We start from the raw sequence: 18232 nt of genomic DNA, 5'->3' as shown, positions 1-18232 counted from the left end.
CCGGAAGGAGGTATCCGTGCAGCATGCTGGTTGCTCGCCCGGAGTGAGCCGGGACACAGCACGGAAGGACGTTCTCATGACTGCACAGGCACAGCCGCGGGTCGCACTGGTCACCGGCGCGGGGCAGGGGATCGGCCGGGCGATCGCGCTGCGCTTGGCCGCGGACGGACTGGACGTCGCGATCAACGACGTCGCGTCGAAGGCGGGCGCGCTCAAGGACCTCGCCGCCGAGATCGAAGCGACCGGCAGCCGCACCGCGACCGTCACCGCCGACGTGTCCCAGCCCGCCGAGGTGGACTCGATGGTCGGCCAGGTCGGCGAGCAGCTCGGCAAGCTCGACGTGATGGTGGCCAACGCGGGCATCGCGCACGTGAAGCCGCTGCTCGAAGTCACCCCGGAGGAGTTCGACCAGCTGATGTCGATCAACCTGCGCGGCGTGCACCTGTGCTACAACGCCGCGGCCCGGCGGATGATCGAGCAGGGCACCGGCGGCAAGATCATCGGAGCGTGTTCGATCGTGGGCTACCGGCCGTTCCCGCTGCTCGGGCCGTACTCGGCGTCGAAGTGGGCGGTGCGCGGGCTGACCCAGGCCGCGGCGATGGAGTGGTCCCAGCACGGCATCACCGTGAACGCCTACTGCCCCGGCATCGTCGGCACCGCGATGTGGGACCACATCGACGAGAAGCTCGCCGAGAACGAGGGCCTGCGCAAGGGCCAGGCGATCGAGAAGTACTCCGAGATGATCCAGCTCGGCCGGGTCTCGGTGCCGGAGGACGTGGCGAAGTTCGTGTCCTACCTGGCTTCCCCGGACTCCGACTACATGACCGGGCAGTCGGTGATGATCGACGGCGGCGTCCAGTTCTCCTGATCCATCGGCGGTGGGGCGCTCGTCGCGGGGTGCCCCACCGCAGGATTGCCGAACGCGGAGTTCCCGAACGCGGAACCGCGCCCCGATCGTCGACGGCGCCGCACCGGGCCGCCCGGAGGCGACCCGGCGGGCAACCGGACTCACTTCTGCGGCATCACGCGCTGCGGGCGGGTCCGCAGCGACTCCCCGCGCCTGCGGGCGAGGTACCAGCGCTGACCGCTCTCGATGTAGCGCATTCCCCACCGCACCAGCGGAACTTGCGCCGCCCGGTGCATCTGGTACTGCCACGCGGGCTGGTACCCGTGTCGGCAGGCCATCGCGAACGCCACGTCCGCGGCGCTGCGGTCCAGGTACCGCTCGACCTGTTCGAACCACGCCATGCTGGTGCGCCCGGCGGCTTGCATGGTCCGCAGCACGTTGCGGCCCTGGTGGTCGAAATCGCGCATGCCGGTGTCCAGGTAATCGTGTTCGTGCAGCTTCTGCGCCAGCATGAGCCCGTCCATGATGGCCAGCCGGGTGCCGGACCCGATGGTGAAATGCGTGGTGTGCGCGGCGTCGCCGAGCAGCATCACGTTCTCGTGCCGCCACGTCCGGTTGAGCACCTGGATGAACCGCTGCCAGCTCGCCGGTTTCCCGCGCGAGCTGCTGACCAGCGAGTGCCCGTCCAACGGCCCCTCGAAGATCTTCTCCAGCAGCCGGATCGAATCCTCGCCCTCCATCGAGTCGAACCCCAGCGCGCGCCAGGTCGGTTCGGTGGTCTCCACGATGCAGGTGCTCACGCCCGCGCTGGACGGGTAGGCGTGGAACCAGATCCAGCCCGCCGAGGTCTGCTCGAACGCGAAGGTGAAGCGGTCGAAGACCTTGTCCGTGCCGAGCCAGATGTAGGGATTGCGCCCGGTGTCGACCCGCGTCCCGAACTCCTCCTCGTGCAGCGACCGGACCTTGCTGTTCGCGCCGTCGCAGCCGATGATCAGGTCGCTGTCGGCGAACTCGTCGAGGTCGGCCACCTCCCGGCGGTACTGGATGTCGACGCCGAGGTCGGCGGCGCGTTCGGCGAGCACGTCCAGCAGCGTCGCGCGGTTGACGCTCCACCCGTAGCCGCCCATGTATCCGATGTCCGAGCCGTTGAGCACGAGTTGCTGCTCCTGCCACAACGTGGAGGCGCCGCGGATCTGCTCGGCGCTCTCCGCGTCGTTGGAGTACAGCGCGTCCAGCAGGTTGTCCCAGTACACGACGCCCCAGCCGTAGGTGGCGCCGGGCGGGTCGCGCTCGATGACGGTGATGTCGTGTCCTGCGTCGCGCAGCTTCGCGGAAATCGCGAAGTACAACCCGGCGGGGCCGGCTCCGACACACGTGATCTTCATGGGCACCTCCAGGTCGATGTTCCTCAGTGCGCGTTCGTGCCGCCGTTGTGCTGCACGGACGCCCCGTGCACCACCTCCGTCGACGGGTGGTGCAGGTGGTACAGGTGCGCGTAGCCGTCGTTGCGTTCCAGCAGCTCGGAATGCGTGCCGAGGCCGGTGACCCGCCCGTGGTCCAGGTACAGGATCTTGTCCGCGTCGGTGACCGTGAGCAGGTTGTGCGAGATGACGATCGTGGTGCGCCCGGCCATCAGCCGGTTCAACGGCGCGAGGATGCGTTGCGAGGCGTCCGCGTCGAGGCTCGCGGTCGGCTCGTCGAGCAGCAGGATCGGCGCGTCCCGGATCATCGCCCGCGCGATCGCGATGCGCTGGCGCTGGCCACCGGACAGCAACCGGCCGCGCTGGCCGACCCTGGTGTCGTAGCCGTCGGGCAGTGCCTCGATGAACTCGTGCGCGTCGGCCGCGCGGGCGGCGCTCACCAAGGATTGGTGCGTGGCGCCGGGCCGCCCGGCCAGGATGGTCTCCCCGATCGTGCCGTCCAGCAGCAGCGTCTCCTGCAGCACGATGGCCATCTGCTCGCGCAGCTGCTTCGGGTCGACCTCGCGCAGGTCGGTGCCGTCCAGCCGGATGTGGCCCCGGTCCGGGTCGTAGAACCGCAGCAGCAGCTTGGTCAGCGTGGACTTGCCCGCACCGCTGGCGCCGACGATCGCGACCCGCTCGCCGGGGGCCGCGCTGACGCTGACGTCGGTGAGCACTTCGTCGGCGGTGTCCGGGTAGTGGAATCCGACCCGGTCGATGTCGAGGTTTCCGCGAACCCGCTTGAGCTCGTGCGGGCGCGCGGGAACCGGCACGTGCGGGCGCTGGTCGAACAGCTCCAGGATGCGCTCGGCGCTGGCGGCCGCACCGTAGACCACATTGGACAACTGGCCGAGGTTGCTGACGGGGCTGTACATCTGCTGCAGGTAGACCAGGAACGCCAGCAGCCCGCCGAGGGTGATCGCGCCGGTGGACATCTCGTAGATGCCGACCCCGACGATGGACATGATCGCCACGACCTCGAGCAGGTCCACCAGCGGCTCGAACATGCCGCCGATCCGGGCCGCGGACAGCTCCGCGGACAGGCTCGAACGGCTCTGCCTGGCGAACCGGTGGACTTCCGCGTCCTGCCTGCCGTACGCCTGGATCAGCGGGGCGTTGCCGAGGCTTTCCTCGGCGACCGTGCTGATCGAGCCGGTGCGCCCGGCGACTTCCCGGGACGCGGACCGGATGCGGTTGGCGAAGAACCGCGCGATCCACAGGAACAGCGGGGTCACCACCAGCGCCACCACCGCCAGGTGCCAGTTCAGGTAGAACAGCACTCCGGCGAACAGCACGATCTTGATCAGCGAGGCGGCGGTCTGGGTGATCCCGGACAGCACCAGGCTCTCGATGGAGGTGATGTCGGTGGTCAGCCTGCTCAGCGTGTCGCCGATGCGGCGGCGGTCGAAGAAGTCGACCGACAGCGTGTGCAGGTGGGTGAACACCCGGATCCGCAACCGGTTCAGGAAGTGCTCACCGATCCACACCGTCAGGTAGCTCTCGCCGAAACCGACCGCGCCGACCACGATCGTCAGCGCCGCGTAGGCCGCCGCGATGATGGGGAAGAGGCTGAAGTCGCGCGGTGTGAGCACGTTGTCGATGAGGACTTTGAACATCCAAATCGCCGCTGCGTCCAGCAGCGGCGAAACCAGCACCAGCCCCAGGCTCAGCAGCATCCAGCCGCGAAAGGGCTTGGCGTCGGGCCAGAACCTCCGGAAGACCTCCCGAATCCCGATCGACGGCGCGGTCTCCACCAGACCGGCTTCCTCTGTGGACGGTGGAGCGAGCAGCCACCGAACGGGTCCACGCACGTGCTTCCTCCAGCGGACGGGGTTGGTGACCGCGCCGATCGACGCGGGCACCACCCGGAAACGACCTGGGTCGAGAGACTGGTTACTTCCAGCCCCAGCCGCCCCAGCCGTGGCCGCCCCAGCCCCAGCCGTGGCCCCAGCCGTTGCCCCAGCCCCAGCCGTTGCCCCAGCCCCAGCCCCAGCCGTGCCGGCGGCGGTTGTTGATGTACACGAACACGCTCTTCACACTGCTCATCGCGATGCACCTTTCTGCATTGCTGATTTGTCCGGAGAAAGAACGTCTCTCCGCGGAACCCGGTGCGGTGTCGGATCCCCGCGGCACCGGAAACGTCGAACGCCCCCAGTGACGGGCTGACCCCGCTTTTCCCCGTGGTCGCGAGGAAGTGCTCCGCACCGGCCGAGGCCCGCCTCCGCGCTCCCGGGCCGGTCCCGGTGGCTTGGAGAACCGTCCCGAGCGCGCCCCCGCGTGACTCGGCCCCGCGTTCCTCCGGTGTTCTGTTCCGGGCCGGGTGCCCCCGTGTGGGCTGGAGCGACCCGACCCACAACGAGTTAACCGCACCGGACCGGACGTGCCCAGAGGACTATCGGCCCTGATTCGCCGTGATCGCGGGGAAAATCTCCGGCGAACGCGCAGCGTGGTTATGCTCGGCGGCGACGAGCCGATCAGACGGGAGCGGTGATGGATCTGCGGCGGTGGACGGCACGCGCCTGGGACGAGGTGGAGCGCTGGCAGGCCGGGTTCGGCGGCTTCGGCGAACATCCGTCCACTTCGGTCGGAGAGGCGGAGTTCGCGGCCGCTTTCGGGGATCTGGTCGAACGGTTGCGCGAGAGCTACCCGTTCCACCACCCGCGGTATCAGGGGCAGATGCTGAAGCCGCCGCACCCGGCGGCGATGGTCGGCTATCTCGCCGCGATGCGGATCAATCCGAACAATCACGCGCTCGACGGTGGCCCGGCGACCTCGCGGATGGAGCAGGAGGCGACCGGCCTGCTCGGGGCGATGTTCGGGATGCCGGATGCGTTGGGGCACCTGACTTCTAGCGGAACGATCGCCAACCTGGAGGCGTTGTTCGTGGCGCGGGAGACGCGTCCCGGCAGGGCCGTGGCGTTCAGCTCCGAGGCGCACTACACGCATTCCCGGATGTGCCGGCTGCTCGGGGTGCCCGCCGTGCAGGTTCCGGTGGATGCGGCCGGAAGGCTCGACGTGCCCGCGCTGGACGCTCTCATGTCCGAACAGGACATCGGGACGGTCGTGGTCACCGCCGGGTCCACGGCGCTCGGCGCGGTCGACCCGATCGACGAAGTCCTCGCGCTGCGCGAGAAGCACGACTTCCGGGTGCACGTGGACGCGGCCTACGGTGGATTCTTCGCGCTGATCGCCGACGACTCCTCGGCAGGGGTCTCAGCCGCCCCGTTCCGCGCGATCGCCGACTGCGATTCGGTCGTGGTGGACCCGCACAAGCACGGGCTGCAACCGTACGGCTGCGGCGCGGTTCTGTTCGCCGACCCCGAGGTGGCGCGGTTCTACCGGCACGATTCGCCCTACACCTACTTCACCACCGACGAGCCGCACTTGGGCGAGATCTCCTTGGAGTGCTCCAAATCCGGCGCCGCGGCCGCCGCGCTGTGGCTGACCTTCCAGGTGCTGCCGCCCACTCCGGACGGACTCGGCCAGGTGCTGCGCGCGAGCAGGCGCGCCGCGTTGCGCTGGTCCGGACTGCTCGCGGACTCCGCGGTGCTGTCGGCCTACCAACAACCCGAGCTCGACATCGTCGGGCTGCTGCCGAACGCGGCAACGATGTCCGAAGTGGACAAGTTGGCGGAGCGGGCCATGACCGGCGGAATGCAGGCGCGGCCGCAGGAACAGCTGCATCTCGCGGTCCTGGAGGTCACCGCCGAGGATTGCGCCGCCCGCGGCCACACCGTGCATCCCGACGTGCCGCGCGCGCGAATCCTGCGCAGCGTGCTGATGAAACCCGAGCACGAGGACTGGGTCGAGCACAACCACAGCGTCCTCGAACGGCTGCTTTCCTGACTCCGCGGGAAAATCCCTCACTCGTCGAACTCGAACGGCAGCACGTCCACGACCTGCTGGTAGCGCTGCTCGAGCTGCTGCTGGTCGTCGGCGCCGATGAACACGCTCGCCAGCTCGTAGCTGTAGCTGTCCTGCCCCGGCAGGTCGGAAAGGCGGTCGCCGACCCGCGGCACCACGTCGATCGCCTGCGTCCCGGGTACCTCCACGGAGATCCGCTCGATGTCCTGCGCGCTGGGCACCCGGCGCACCAGCCCGTCGGCGAACCGGCGCAGGAACCACTTGCCCGCGATCCGGAATTCGCCTTCGCCGCGCGGAAGTCCGGGCTGCTCGCCCAGCGCGAGCTGGGTCATGCACAGGTGGTTCGGCACCCCGTCCACGCACTCGAACAACCAGTCGTGCGACTGCGACAGCCGCGGGTTGACCTCCAGGACGTTGAGCTCGTCGGTCTCCGGATCGCGGAAGTACTCGATGTTGAACGTGCTCGGCTTGAGGCCCAGCCCGTCGATCAGCCGCTCGCTGACCCGGACCAGCTTGTCCTGCACCTGCTCCGGCAGCTTCGACGGGTACTGGTAGCGCAGGAAGCTCGAAGTCCCGTCGTAGTTGTGGGAGTCGATGACGCCGTAGACGTGCGCACCCTCCGAGGTGCTGTAGCCCTCCACGGTCACCTGCTGCCCGCCTACGGCTTCCTCGGCCAGGCACGCCTGTCCGCCGATGTCGGCGATCTCCTTCGGCAGGTCCGCCAGGCCCAGCACGTCGTCGAAAGCCTTGCCGATGTGGCCGATGCCGTCCCGGATCGCCTGCGCGGCCTCGGCGAATTCGCGTTCGTCGTGGACCTTGTAGGCCAGGTCCGACGAGAACGACTTGACCGGCTTGAGCCACATGGGCATCCGCAGCCCCTCCGGCGGGCGCGGGTCGTGTTCGGCGAGGTCGACCAGCCCGAACCCGGGGTGCTCGTCGATGAGCTGCTGCTGCTCCAGCCTGCACCAGTACTTGTGCTCGCACTTGAGCACCGATTCGAGCGGCGGCGACGGCAATCCGAACCGGTGGGCCAGGATCGGCACCATCGAACTCACCGGGAAGTCCCAGTACCCCATGATCGCGTCGATCCGGCCGTCGAAGGACTCCAGTTCCCGCTGTGCCCGCTCCAGCAGCTCCGGCAGGTCCAGATCCGTCGGATTCACCAGGTCGTCGACCCGCAGCAGCAGGTGGAACCGGTAGCGGGACAGGTGCGGGAGTTCGTGCAGGCTCTGCAGGTTCAGCTCGTCCAAGCCCAGCACGAACACGTTCTTCGGGGTCGTCTCGGTAGAGATGGCGACTCCTTCCAACGGGTTTCTCCGTCAACGGGGGTTGCCAGTTGCGCGGCTTCCCAACCGCGTTTCACGCACTCGGCCACCGGGTAGCGCCGTGCAGAAACCGACCGGACAGGAGGGCCATGCGCACGGTGACCGACCTCCCGCACAAAGTCACCGAGGACGAGCACGTGCCGGTGCCGCTGCCCGACGGCACCACGCTCGCCGCCCGGATCTGGCGGCCGGAGGACTCCGAGCAGCATCCGGTTCCGGCGGTGCTGGAGTTCATCCCCTACCGCAAGCGGGACTTCACCGCGCCGCGCGACGCGATCCACCACCCGTACCTCGCCGGGCACGGTTACGCCGCAGTGCGTGTCGACCTGCGCGGCAGCGGCGAATCCGAGGGCGTGCTCACCGACGAGTACCTCGAGCAGGAACTGCGCGACGGCGAGGACGTGCTGGCCTGGCTGGCCGAGCAGCCCTGGTGCGACGGCTACGCGGGCATGATGGGCATCTCCTGGGGCGGGTTCAACGCGCTGCAACTGGCCGCGCGGCGCCCGCCGCAGCTCAAGGCGATCGCCACGGTGTGCTCCACCGACGACCGCTACGCCGACGACGTGCACTACATGGGCGGTTGCCTGCTCGGCGACAACCTGTCCTGGGCCTCGACGATGTTCGCCTACAACTCCTGCCCGCCGGATCCGCAGCTGGTGGGGGAGCAGTGGCGGTCGATGTGGCTGCAACGGCTGGAAGGCAGCGGGTTGTGGCTGGACGAGTGGCTGCGGCACCAGACCCGGGACGGCTACTGGCGGCACGGTTCGATCTGCGAGGACTACTCCGACGTCGAGTGCGCGGTGCTGGCCGTGTCCGGCTGGGCCGACGGCTACTCGAACTCGGTGTTCCGGTTGATGGAGAACCTGAGCTCGCCGCGCAAGGGACTGTTCGGGCCCTGGTCGCACAAGTACCCGCACCTGGGGCGGCCCGGCCCGGCCATCGGGTTCCTGCAGGAACTCGTTCGCTGGTGGGACCGCTGGCTCAAGGGCGCGGACAACGACGTGATGGACGGGCCGATGGTGCACACCTGGATGCAGGACAGCGTTCCGCCGTCCACGGCCTACGAGCAGCGGCCGGGACGCTGGGTCGGTGAGCCGAGCTGGCCGTCGCCGCGAATTCGCACCACCGAGTTCCCCCTGGGCATCAACCGGATCGGCGGTCCGGGCGAGCAGCCGCCGGAGGGCACGCTGCGCGTGGAGTCGCCGCTGTCGGTGGGCCAGTACGCAGGCAAGTGGTGCTCCTACAACGCGCCGCCGGACCTGCCCTACGACCAGCGCGAAGAGGACGGCGGGTCGATGGTGTTCGACACCGACGTGCTCGACGAGCGCTACGAGATCCTGGGTGCGCCCTATGTGGACCTGCGGGTGGAGGTGGATCGGCCGGTGGCGATGGTCGCCGCCCGCCTGTCCGACGTGTTCCCGGACGGGCGCGCCACCCGCGTGACCTACGGGCTGTTGAACCTGACCCACCGCGACGGGCACGACCGGCCGCGGCCGTTGCCGGTGGGCGAGCCGTTCACCGTGCGCGTTCCGCTGAACGCTTGCGCGCAGGCTTTCCCGCCGGGGCACCGGATTCGGCTGTCGTTGTCCACTTCGTACTGGCCGCTGGCCTGGCCGCCGCCGGAGCCGGTGAACCTGGTCGTGCACAACGCGGACAGTTGCCTCACCCTGCCGGTCCGGCCGCCGGACCCCGCCGGTGAGTCCGGTTCCGGCGGCCGCTCACCTTTCCAGGAGCCGGAGGGGACGCCGCCACCGCCGCGCACCCAATTGCGGCCCGGCAAGGAGCGCTGGCAGGTCAGCCGCGACCTGGTCGACTACCAGTCGGCGCTGGAGGTCGTCGGTGATCAGGGCGTGGTGCGGTTCGAGGACATCGACCTGGAGCTGACGAAAGGTTCCTGGGAGCGGTTCAGCTGGGTCGGCGACGACTTCACCTCGCCGCGCGGCGAAACCGAGTGGCACATCGGGTTCCGCCGGGACGGCTGGGACGCCAGCACGACGACCCGCACGGCGCTCACCTGCGACGAGGAGAACTTCCACGTGCACGCCGAGCTCGACGCCTACGAGCGCGGTGAGCGCGTGTTCTCCCGCAACTGGCAGCGGACCATTCCGCGCAATTGCGTTTAGCGGAATGGCGCGCGGGCGGGATCGCGTTCCGTGGTGCAAGGTCGGCATGGTGCGGAGTCGGCGGCGCGGTTCGCCGGCCGGATGATCCGGGCGGTTCGCCCGTCCGATGACGGGACCGACCAGGGAGCGAGCCATGTCGCAGTCGTCGAGCTCCACCGCGTATGGATTCATCGGCGCAGGTGAGATCACCGCCGCTGTCGTCGAAGGTCTGCAGGCCCAGGACGCCGAGCCTCCCGCGGTCTTCCTCTCGCCGCGCGGCCGCGCGGTCGCGGGCGAACTCGCCGCGCGGTTCCCGAACGTGCACGTCTGCCAGAGCAATCAGGACGTTCTCGACCGCGCTACGTCGATCGTGCTCGCCGTGCCGCTGGCGGCGGCGCAGGACGTCTTGGAGGAGTTGTCGTTTCGCGCCGAGCACGTGGTGCTGAGCGCCGTCGCAGGGCTGCGGCTGCAGCAGGTGCGCATGTGGGTCGCACCAGCGGAGAGTCCAGTTCGGACCATTCCGCTCCCGCAGGCGGCCCACGGCCGGAGCCTGACCACGATCCATCCGGACAACGCCGTCGCGCGCGATCTGTACGAGCAGGTGGGCGGCGTCCTGGTCGCCGGGGACGAGCGGACCTTGGACGCTTTCAGCGCGGCGACCGCGACATTCGCCGCGCATCTCGATTACCTCGCGACCATCGCCGACTGGCTGGCCGATCAGGGAGTGGACCACGACACCGCGACCAGCTACACCACGCACATCTTCGCCGAGCTGGGGCGTTCCTTGCGACAGCACGAGAACGCACTGGCGACGATGACCGGCAAGCACAGCACCCCGGGTGGCAACAATGAGCAGCTCATGACCGAGCTCCGAAGCGAAGGGATGCCCAGTGCGGTTCGCCGCGGCCTCGACCACATCCTCTCCCGTCTTCGCGGCTGAAGCCTGCGCGATTCGGGTCGTCGCCGGCGCATCGCAGCATTGCTAGCGGTCGTCGCCCGCGGGCTCTTCCCATCGGCGCACGGCGCTGGTCAGGGCGTCCGTCCACTGCCGGAGGATGCGCTGCCCTGCACCGGCGGTGGCGGTGGTGGGGTCGCCGAGCACGCCGTTCGCGCTGACGGCCCGGACTCCGCCTTCGCGCAGTCGTGGCATCAGGTCGGGTAGGGCGGTCGTGTTGCCGCGGGAAGCCTGTCCGAAGTGGACGTGTTCGGGGTGCAGCGCGAGCATCACCGACGTTTCGGCGTGCCCGGCGTGGCTGTCGTCCGCGCGGCCGGTCGGCGACCAGGTCAGGACACTGCGTCCCTCGTAGTGCAGGAGTTCTTCTGCCGAGCGCAGTGCGGGCAGGTTGCCGCCGTGGCCGTTGACCACGACCACCCCTGCGAAATGGTCGGCCGATCGCACGAGTTCGAGCAGCAGCAGGCGGAGGGCGTCGTGTCCGATGGAGAGCGTGCCGGGGAAGGCTTTGTGCTCGCCGCTGGCGCCGTAGGGGATCGCCGGACCGATCACGAGGTTGTCGTGCTCCGCGGCCAGCCGGTTGCAGAGTTCCGTCGCGATCGCGGTGTCGGTCCAGAGTGGAAGGTGCGGACCGTGTTGTTCGGTGGCACCCAGCGGAATCGCCAGCAGGGTTCGGTCGGTGAGTTCGGGCCAGCGGTGGATCGCGAGTTCGCGGCTCATCGCAGCGAGCCTTCGGTGAACTGCGGCAGCAGCGGAGCGATCGTGCGTTCCCGCGCGCAGCCGGCCCAGACTCCTGCGGAGTAAGCCAGGTCGTCGAGCACTCGCAGGGCGAACCACGAGAATCCGCCGTGCTCCGCGCGGCACGCCTCCACCAAGCACGGCAGGAACGCCGCGAGCAGCACTGTTCGGGCCTTGCGGCTGCACAGCGCAGCGGGTAGCAACAACGGCCACCACGCGCGTCGCAGGGCCTCGGCGAGCAGCCTTCCCGCACCGAGGTGGCCGAAAGCGGCCAGCCGCAGGGATTCCGCGTCGGGCACGCCGCGGGCGCGGAGCTTGCGCGGCAGCAGTGCGGCGCTGACCGCTGCGACCGCGAGACCGATCCGCGGTCGTCCGGAAGCGATCAGCGCCCACGACGCCGCGCTCCACGCGGACATCCTGGCGCAGCTGAGTTTCCCGTGGTGGTGGCGGGACAGCGGTGCGGCCGAGGTGCCGTACTGGTAGCGCTGCCGCAACCAGGACCGCAAGCCGGGTCTCGTCCGATGCCGAACGACGGAACCGGGCTCGTAGCGCACGGCACCACCGGATTCCAGCAGCCGCCACACCAGGTCGACGTCCTCGCCGTACCGCAGCGACTCGCGAAAGCCGCCGAGGCCGGCCAGTGCGCTGCGGCGGACCACGAGTGCTGCGCTGGGCACGTAGCTGACCCTGCTCATCGGCCGGACCAGGGCACGGCGTACGCCCATGTCCAAACTGGACCTGTCCGATTCGTACCGGCCGAGCGGAGAATCCTCCGCCACGCTCGTGATCCGCGGGGCGACCGCCAGCACGGCGGGATCGGTGAACTCGCGCAGGACGGGGTCGAGCCACCCGGCGACGGGTTCTGCGTCGGCGTCGACGAACGCGACGAGTTCGGTTTCCGCGCGTCGCCAGCCGGTGTTGCGAGCGGCGGCGGGGCCGCGCGGGTGTTCGTGGCGAACGGTGGAATCGGGAACCGGCGAGGTGGATCCGTCGTCGACCACGATCCGGATCGGGACGTCCGATGTGGCTCGGAGAGCGAGGCGCAGTCCGGCTCGATCATCTTTGACCGGGACGACGAGCGTGATGTCGTCCTCGGTCCAGGTCTTGCGGGCGGGCTCCGGGTGCACCAGCCCGGATTCGAGCAACCGTCGTGCCAGCTCGCTCGCCGCGCCGGGCTCGACCGGCTCGCCCGAGAGCCAGCGGTTCACCAGCCGGGACCCGGCCGCGCCGAGCCGGAGCAGCCGCAGCGGAGAACCGCCCAGCAGCACGCGTCCGTCGCCGAGGCGCCGCAACGACGGGTCCGGGACCAGACGCGTTCCTGCGGGCAGGTCGGTGCTCATGCCGTGAATCCGCCGTCCGCGTGCACGACCGTTCCGGTGATCGCGGAGGAGTCCGGCGAGCACAGGAACGCCACCACGGCGGCCACTTCGTCGGGTTCCAGTATGCGCTCGGTGAGCTGGTGCCCGGCGAATTCATCCACATCGGACAGGTCGTAGAGCCCCGCGCTCGCATCCAGCATGTCGGTGCGGGTCGAACCGGGGGAGACCGCGGTGGCGCACACTCCGGTGCCGCGCAGATCCGTGGCCAGTCCGCGCACCAGTCCGACGACCGCGTGCTTGGCAGCGTTGTACGAGGTCAGGCGCCACAATCCTTGATGCGCGGCGGCCGAGGCGAGTGCGACGAACCGTCCGGTCCGCGGCTCGGGCCGCCGCAGCAGCGCGGGTACGGCCGCTTTCGCCAAGTTGGCCGATCCGTCCACGCCGACCGAGAACAACGCGTCCCATTCGCTTTCCCCGGCCTCCCAGAACGGTCGACCGCCCGCCATCAACGCCGCGGCACCGACCGCCGCGTCGAGTCCACCGAACCGCTGCTCAGCCAGCTCGACCGCTCGACGCAGCGCGTCCGGGTCCTGCACGTCGGCCGCCACGTCCACCACGGACCCTTGGAATTCGGCCGCAAGTGCGCTCAATTGCTCGGGCGTCCCGAGTGGATAGTCCACGCGCGGGTCGTCGGCGCAGCGATCGAGGGCGACGACCCGCCAGCCGCTGCCTGCGAGTCTGCGCACCACCGCGGCGCCGATCCCGCGTGCGGCGCCGGTGACCAGCGCGACCCTCGGCTCACCCATCCAAGTATCCTTTGTCTCGCAGGAAAGAAACCAGTTCCTCGGCCGCTTCGGCCGGATCGTCGGTGGTCACGATCCGTGGAGGTTCGCGTTGTTCGTGCGCGCCGGTGAGTTCGAGGACTCGTTGCCGCGCTTCGCTCCCGGCAGGTGGCGGGAGCTCCTTGGCGCGCGGACGGTAGCCCGATGCCGCTCGAACCCGTAGCGCTGCAGGTTCCGCTGCTGCTTGATGCACCGGGATCTCGGCGGATCGAGCCGCCAGCGTGGCGGGCAGCGTCGCCGTGCGCAACCGGACGCCCGCCGGTTCGACCGAACACACCGCGGGGAGCGGTATGGCGAGCCGTTCCCGCCGACCGCGGTCGAGCCTGCGGACGCCCCGGAGCCTGCCGCCTTCGTCGGTGCCGGTGGTCTCCAGCGACACCAGTCCGAGGGCTTGCGCACACCTCATTTCCGACGCCAGAAACGCCGGTGTGGCACCGGTTCCGCGGTCGATCGAGTGGTCGCCGGTCAGCAGCACGTCTGGAACGCCGAACCGCGCACGGATGGCTCCGGCGAGCGATTTCGCCGTGCCCGCACCGGAATCGGCGGCCCGCTCGTCCGGTTCCGCGCCGGAGTCCACTCGAAGCACCTCGTTCGCCCCGCAGGACAAGGCTTCCCGCAGCACATCCTCGGCCGCTACCGGTGCCTGCGTCACCACGACGCACCGCCCGCCGGTGCGTTCCGCGAGCCGCAGACCCGACTCCAGCGCGGCATGATCCGCTGGGCTCGGGCCGGCCATTCGCGGGTCGGCGTGCACCTCACCGGACAGCGGCCGCACCGAGGCGTGCGCGTCGGTGCAGCGCATCGCGACCACGATCAGCACTCGCGCTCACCCTTTCCGGAACGCGACGCCGTAGCCGCCGGACGGGTACTCCCACGAGATCGCGCCGCTTTCGTCGCACACCTGGTAGCAGGTTCCGCACTCGAAGCACTGCTCGTAGTTGAACAGGATTCCGCCGTCGTCGGTCGGTACGAACAGGTTCGCCGGGCAGGCGTGCACGCAGGCGCGCGTCGTGCAGGAGCGGCACACGTCGGTGTCGACCACGATGTGCGGCTGCTCGGACACGCGGAAGTCCACATGCGACATGCGTTCCTCGAACGAGACGTCGCGGTAGCGTTCGGTCATCGCCGTCCTCCCGTCAGTGCTCAGCCGAACGAACGCAGGCCGGTGAGCGCATCCTTGGCCAGGTCGCGCACCCGCACTCCGTTGCGCTTCATGGACCGTCGCAGGAGCCTGCGCAGGCCCGGTTTCGGACGCGGGTTGTCCACTGTGAACATCCCTTCGACGAGGTCGCAGATCATGCCGGGATACTGCCGTTGCATCCGATCGGAGAGCACCAATCCGGGCGCGTCCCGCAGCTTCTTGTGGTCGCCGAGCACGAACGACTTCTCCAGCGACGTCCGATACCCGGCGAGCCCGGACGCCGACGTATCGCCGGCGGCCAACGCGCTCGCCGCGCTGCGTCCCGCGTACATCCCCGACCCGAGTGCGAAGTTCACGCCCTCCAACCAAATACCCGCGGCCAGGCACATCCCGGCCGAGTCCCCGGCCAGCAGCAGTCCGTCCGCGGTCAACTTCGGCATCGTGCGATATCCGCCTTCGGGAATCAGGTGTGCGGAGTACTCGACCAGCTCGCCACCGCGGACGAGCGGCTCGATCGACGGATGTTCCTTGAGATCGGCCAGGATGGCCTCCGGACGCATCTTGGCCTTCGCGAGCCCGCGCAGCCCCAGGACGAGTCCGATGCTCACGGAGTCCGCGTTCGTGTAGAGGAAACCGCCGCCGGGAACACCTTTCGTCGCGCCCAGCATCTCGATGTCCACACCGTCCGAACCGGTGACGCCGAACCGCTCGTCGATGGTCGCCTTCGGCAGCGCCAGCGTCTCCTTCACACCGAGCGTCGTGTGATCGGCCTGGTCGCCGGTGAAACAACCCGCCTGCTTGCCCAGGAACGAGTTCACGCCGTCGCAGGCGATCACCACCCGCGCGGTCAAGTCGCCGTCCGGACGATCGGTGCGGATCCCGCGCACCTGGCCGTCCGACGTGTGCAGCAACGACGAGGCCACAGTGGACGGTACCAGCACGGCGCCCGCTTCCTGCGCGTTCTCGGCCAGCCACGAATCGAATTCGGCGCGGAAGGTGGTGGCACCGTTGTAGGGCGCACGGCCCCAGTTCTGGGTGCGGAAGTCGACGGTCATCGAGCGATCGCCGCCCAGCAGCATGGTTTGCCTGCGGGTAACCCAGCGCTGCACCGGCATCCGGTCGTACCAGCCGGGCAGCAGTTCGTCGAGCACGCGCCCGTACACGACGCCGCCGTAGACGTTCTTGGAACCGGGGAACGGCCCGCGCTCGACCAGCGCCACCGAGCGGCCCGCGCGGGCGAGTTCGAGCGCGGCGGCGGAACCGGCGGGCCCGGCACCGACCACGATGGCGTCGAAATCGTAGTCCTGCGGCTCGGAGATCGTGACCGCACCCGCGGCCGGTCCGGCACCGGAGGCGTTGTTCTCAGGCATGGTGCTCCTGTCCGGCCGAGCGGTTGGCGAGTCTGCGCACCAGCTCCGCAAGCAGCGGTTGCGCGGGAGTTACCAGGCCGAGATCGGCCATCGCGGTCATCGGTGCGCTGGCGTCGGTGTTGACCGACACGGTGTGCCGCGGGTCGCCGAGGCCGCCGATGTGCTGCGCCGCACCGGAAACGCCGAAGGCGATGTATAGGTCGGGATCCGCGACGACTCCGGTCGTGCCGATCTGCCGTTCGTAGGGCGCCCAACCGGCATCGGTGACCACGCGGGTCGCGCCGACCGATGCGCGCAGTGCGTCAGCTAGTTCGCCGAGCACGGCGATCGCGTCCGGGCCGGACAGCTCGCCGCGCGCGAGCCCGGCTCCTGCGCCCAGGATTCTCGATGATTCGGCGAGGTCGGCCGTTGCGGGATCGGGTTCGAGCACCTCCAGGACTTCGGCGTCGGCGTGCTGCAACTCGACGTCCACTGTGGTTACTTCGCGGTCCCCCGAAAACGGCAATGCACCGCGCACACCGGGAACCAGAGTCGCAACGCAGGCGGGCGGAGTGTCGACCTGCACGCCGAGCCGACCGTCCCAGCGAACCAGATCGGTTCCTTCGGCGGTGAACCGCGTGGCACCGGCCAGCAGCGGCCGGTCCAGCTCGGCGGCGAGCCGGGGTGCGAGGTCGCGCCCGTCCGGGGACGCGGGAAGCAGAATCCGGGGAACATCGGTCAGCGACGACGCCAACGCCTTGGCGAAGGTGCCGGCGGCGAACGGGCCCGCCTCGGCGCACCAGCCGCGGCGGATCGGCAACTCGTCAACGGCTCCGGCGCAGCCCGTGCCGATCAAAACCGCTGCTCCGCCAGCTTCGGCGACGACTTCATCACCGCCCACGGGCGGTATCCCGTCGCGCACCACGAGCACCGCGACCACATCGGACTCGATGCGGGTCATAGTCCCACCGCCACTCGATGCCCCTCGACGACGGCGGCGTGCGCGCGCCGCGGTGTGATGCAGTCACCTACCCGGTGCACCTCGAAGGCGTCCGATTCGGACAGTTCGTGCCACAGCGCTTCCTCGGGCTCTTGATGCGTCGCGCACACCACCCAGTCGCACGGCACCTCGTCATTGCTGCCGGTGGTGTGCCGCAAGATCTGCAACCGGACACCTCCGGTGCTTTCGTCGGCCGCGGCGCCGAGGACCACTTCGTCAGTGGTCTGCGCGATGCCCTTTTCCGCGGCGCGTGCGTTGAACGTCTCCATGTCCAGGGTGATCCCGAGGTCCTGTCCGACGACCATCCCGGAGGTCGTGATCCGCACCGAGCAGCCCCGATCGGCCAGCAGCTCGGCGACCGAGGTCGCCTGGTGGAACCCGAGGTCGTCGACCACGATCACCTGGCCGTCCGGCTCGGCGCGGCCCTCCAGCACGTCGCGCACGTCCACCACCCGCTCGAGTCCACCGGCCCACCACGGGGCCTGCGGGCGGGCGCCGGTCGCCAGCACCACGACGTCGGGCCGCAGCTCGCTTATGCTCTGGCCGGTAGCGTCGACACCGGTGCGGACATCGACCCCGCGTCGATGGCACTCGGCCAGCGAATTCCGCACCACATCGAGGAATTCCGCCCGCTGCGGCACGCTCGCCGCCGCCGACACCTGTCCACCGGTGGTTTCCTGCCGTTCCAGCAGCGTCACCCGGTGCCCGCGCTGGGCCGCGGTCGCGGCGGCCTGCAACCCGGCAGGACCACCGCCGACGATCACCACCCGCTTGCCCGCGCCGGGCATCGGCAGCGGCACGCTCTCCTTGCCGGTGCGCGGATTCTCGATGCAGCCGAGCCAGCGGTTGAGCCCCATCCGGCCCACGCATTCCTGGTTGCAGGAGAGGCAAGTCCGGATGTCCGTAGCGTGTCCGGCGCGCGCTTTCGCCGCGAAGTCCGCGTCCGCGATCTGACCGCGCACCACGCCGATCAGATCGGAGTGACCTTCGATCAGGGCGCGGTCGGCCTGCACGGGGTCCTTGAACCTGCCGACTCCGACCACCGGCAGGTCGACGGCCTTGCGCAGGGCGCTGGGGATGAACATGGCGTAACCGGGCGGGATGCTCATCGACGCCTCGATCATGTACAGAGTGGACGTCGCGACGCCGATCGAAGTGTTCACGTAATCCACCGCGCCGGTGGACTCCACCATTCGCGCGACTTCTACCGCTTCGTCGATCGTGGTGCCGCCTTCGATCAGCTCGTCCCCGCACAGCCGCACACCGAGCGCCAGATCCGGTCCGATGGCCTCG

Annotated in this window: 16 protein-coding genes; 4 read left to right on the top strand and 12 right to left on the bottom strand. The window is 69.6% G+C overall.

The annotated features are described in order from the left end of the window. Positions 1–76: 76 nt before the first annotated feature. Entirely contained in the window at positions 77–868 is a 792-nt protein-coding gene (locus IJH84_RS03560; protein WP_200072251.1) for an acetoin reductase, read from the top strand. Positions 869–1008: 140 nt separating this feature from the next. Here the strand turns inward: IJH84_RS03560 and IJH84_RS03555 are convergent, their stop codons facing one another. The 3 genes from IJH84_RS03555 to IJH84_RS03545 form a co-directional block, all read right to left on the bottom strand. Continuing rightward, positions 1009–2232: an FAD-dependent monooxygenase gene (locus IJH84_RS03555; protein WP_295140091.1), complete on the bottom strand. Its 1224-nt coding sequence runs from the start codon at positions 2230–2232 to the stop codon at positions 1009–1011. Between the two features lie 23 nt (positions 2233–2255). Next, positions 2256–4118, bottom strand: a complete 1863-nt coding sequence (locus IJH84_RS03550; RefSeq protein WP_295140088.1) for an ABC transporter ATP-binding protein — start codon at positions 4116–4118, stop codon at positions 2256–2258. Positions 4119–4200: 82 nt separating this feature from the next. Next, on the bottom strand, positions 4201–4353 hold the full coding sequence (locus IJH84_RS03545) for a hypothetical protein (RefSeq protein ID WP_295140086.1): 153 nt from the start codon (positions 4351–4353) through the stop codon (positions 4201–4203). 444 nt (positions 4354–4797) lie between these two features. Between IJH84_RS03545 and IJH84_RS03540 the strand changes: the two genes are divergently transcribed. After that, entirely contained in the window at positions 4798–6153 is a 1356-nt protein-coding gene (locus IJH84_RS03540) for an aminotransferase class I/II-fold pyridoxal phosphate-dependent enzyme (RefSeq protein WP_295140084.1), read from the top strand. Positions 6154–6170: 17 nt separating this feature from the next. Here IJH84_RS03540 and IJH84_RS03535 read toward each other — a convergent pair whose 3' ends face one another. Next, the gene (locus tag IJH84_RS03535) at positions 6171–7478 is read right to left on the bottom strand and encodes an ATP-grasp domain-containing protein (protein ID WP_295140083.1); all 1308 of its coding nucleotides are present in this window, start codon (positions 7476–7478) and stop codon (positions 6171–6173) included. A gap of 107 nt (positions 7479–7585) precedes the next feature. Here IJH84_RS03535 and IJH84_RS03530 point away from each other — a divergent pair, with 107 nt between their 5' ends. Next, on the top strand, positions 7586–9619 hold the full coding sequence (locus tag IJH84_RS03530; RefSeq protein WP_295140080.1) for a CocE/NonD family hydrolase: 2034 nt from the start codon (positions 7586–7588) through the stop codon (positions 9617–9619). Between the two features lie 133 nt (positions 9620–9752). Beyond that, positions 9753–10538, top strand: a complete 786-nt coding sequence (locus IJH84_RS03525) for an NAD(P)-binding domain-containing protein (protein ID WP_295140076.1) — start codon at positions 9753–9755, stop codon at positions 10536–10538. Between the two features lie 42 nt (positions 10539–10580). Here IJH84_RS03525 and mftE read toward each other — a convergent pair whose 3' ends face one another. The 8 genes from mftE to IJH84_RS03485 all read right to left on the bottom strand — a co-directional run. Next, complete coding sequence (gene mftE, locus IJH84_RS03520; RefSeq protein WP_295140075.1) at positions 10581–11270, bottom strand: mycofactocin biosynthesis peptidyl-dipeptidase MftE; 690 nt, start codon at positions 11268–11270, stop codon at positions 10581–10583. Further along, entirely contained in the window at positions 11267–12628 is a 1362-nt protein-coding gene (gene mftF, locus IJH84_RS03515; RefSeq protein WP_295140073.1) for a mycofactocin biosynthesis glycosyltransferase MftF, read from the bottom strand. Before mftF ends, mftE begins: the two co-directional genes overlap by 4 nt. Beyond that, entirely contained in the window at positions 12625–13413 is a 789-nt protein-coding gene (locus IJH84_RS03510; protein WP_295140071.1) for a mycofactocin-coupled SDR family oxidoreductase, read from the bottom strand. The genes mftF and IJH84_RS03510 overlap by 4 nt, the downstream gene beginning before the upstream one ends. After that, complete coding sequence (locus IJH84_RS03505) at positions 13406–14269, bottom strand: mycofactocin-associated electron transfer flavoprotein beta subunit (protein ID WP_295140068.1); 864 nt, start codon at positions 14267–14269, stop codon at positions 13406–13408. The genes IJH84_RS03510 and IJH84_RS03505 overlap by 8 nt, the downstream gene beginning before the upstream one ends. A gap of 6 nt (positions 14270–14275) precedes the next feature. Further along, positions 14276–14572, bottom strand: coding sequence for a 4Fe-4S dicluster domain-containing protein (locus tag IJH84_RS03500; protein ID WP_200072261.1), 297 nt, complete (start codon positions 14570–14572; stop codon positions 14276–14278). Positions 14573–14592: 20 nt separating this feature from the next. Then, a complete protein-coding gene (locus IJH84_RS03495; RefSeq protein ID WP_295140065.1) occupies positions 14593–15960 on the bottom strand; it encodes an FAD-dependent oxidoreductase in 1368 nt (455 codons plus the stop codon). Further along, on the bottom strand, positions 15953–16900 hold the full coding sequence (locus IJH84_RS03490; protein ID WP_295140063.1) for a mycofactocin-associated electron transfer flavoprotein alpha subunit: 948 nt from the start codon (positions 16898–16900) through the stop codon (positions 15953–15955). Before IJH84_RS03490 ends, IJH84_RS03495 begins: the two co-directional genes overlap by 8 nt. Further along, positions 16897–18232 (bottom strand): FAD-dependent oxidoreductase (locus IJH84_RS03485; RefSeq protein WP_295140061.1); only part of this gene is annotated, 1336 nt, incomplete at its 5' end. The genes IJH84_RS03485 and IJH84_RS03490, both read right to left, overlap by 4 nt.

Source organism: Saccharopolyspora sp., from assembly GCF_017434145.1.
Classification (GTDB): Bacteria; Actinomycetota; Actinomycetes; order Mycobacteriales; family Pseudonocardiaceae; genus Saccharopolyspora_C; species Saccharopolyspora_C galaxeae.
Note: the sequence above shows the minus strand (reverse complement) of the source record. Positions and strands in the feature narration are given on the sequence as shown.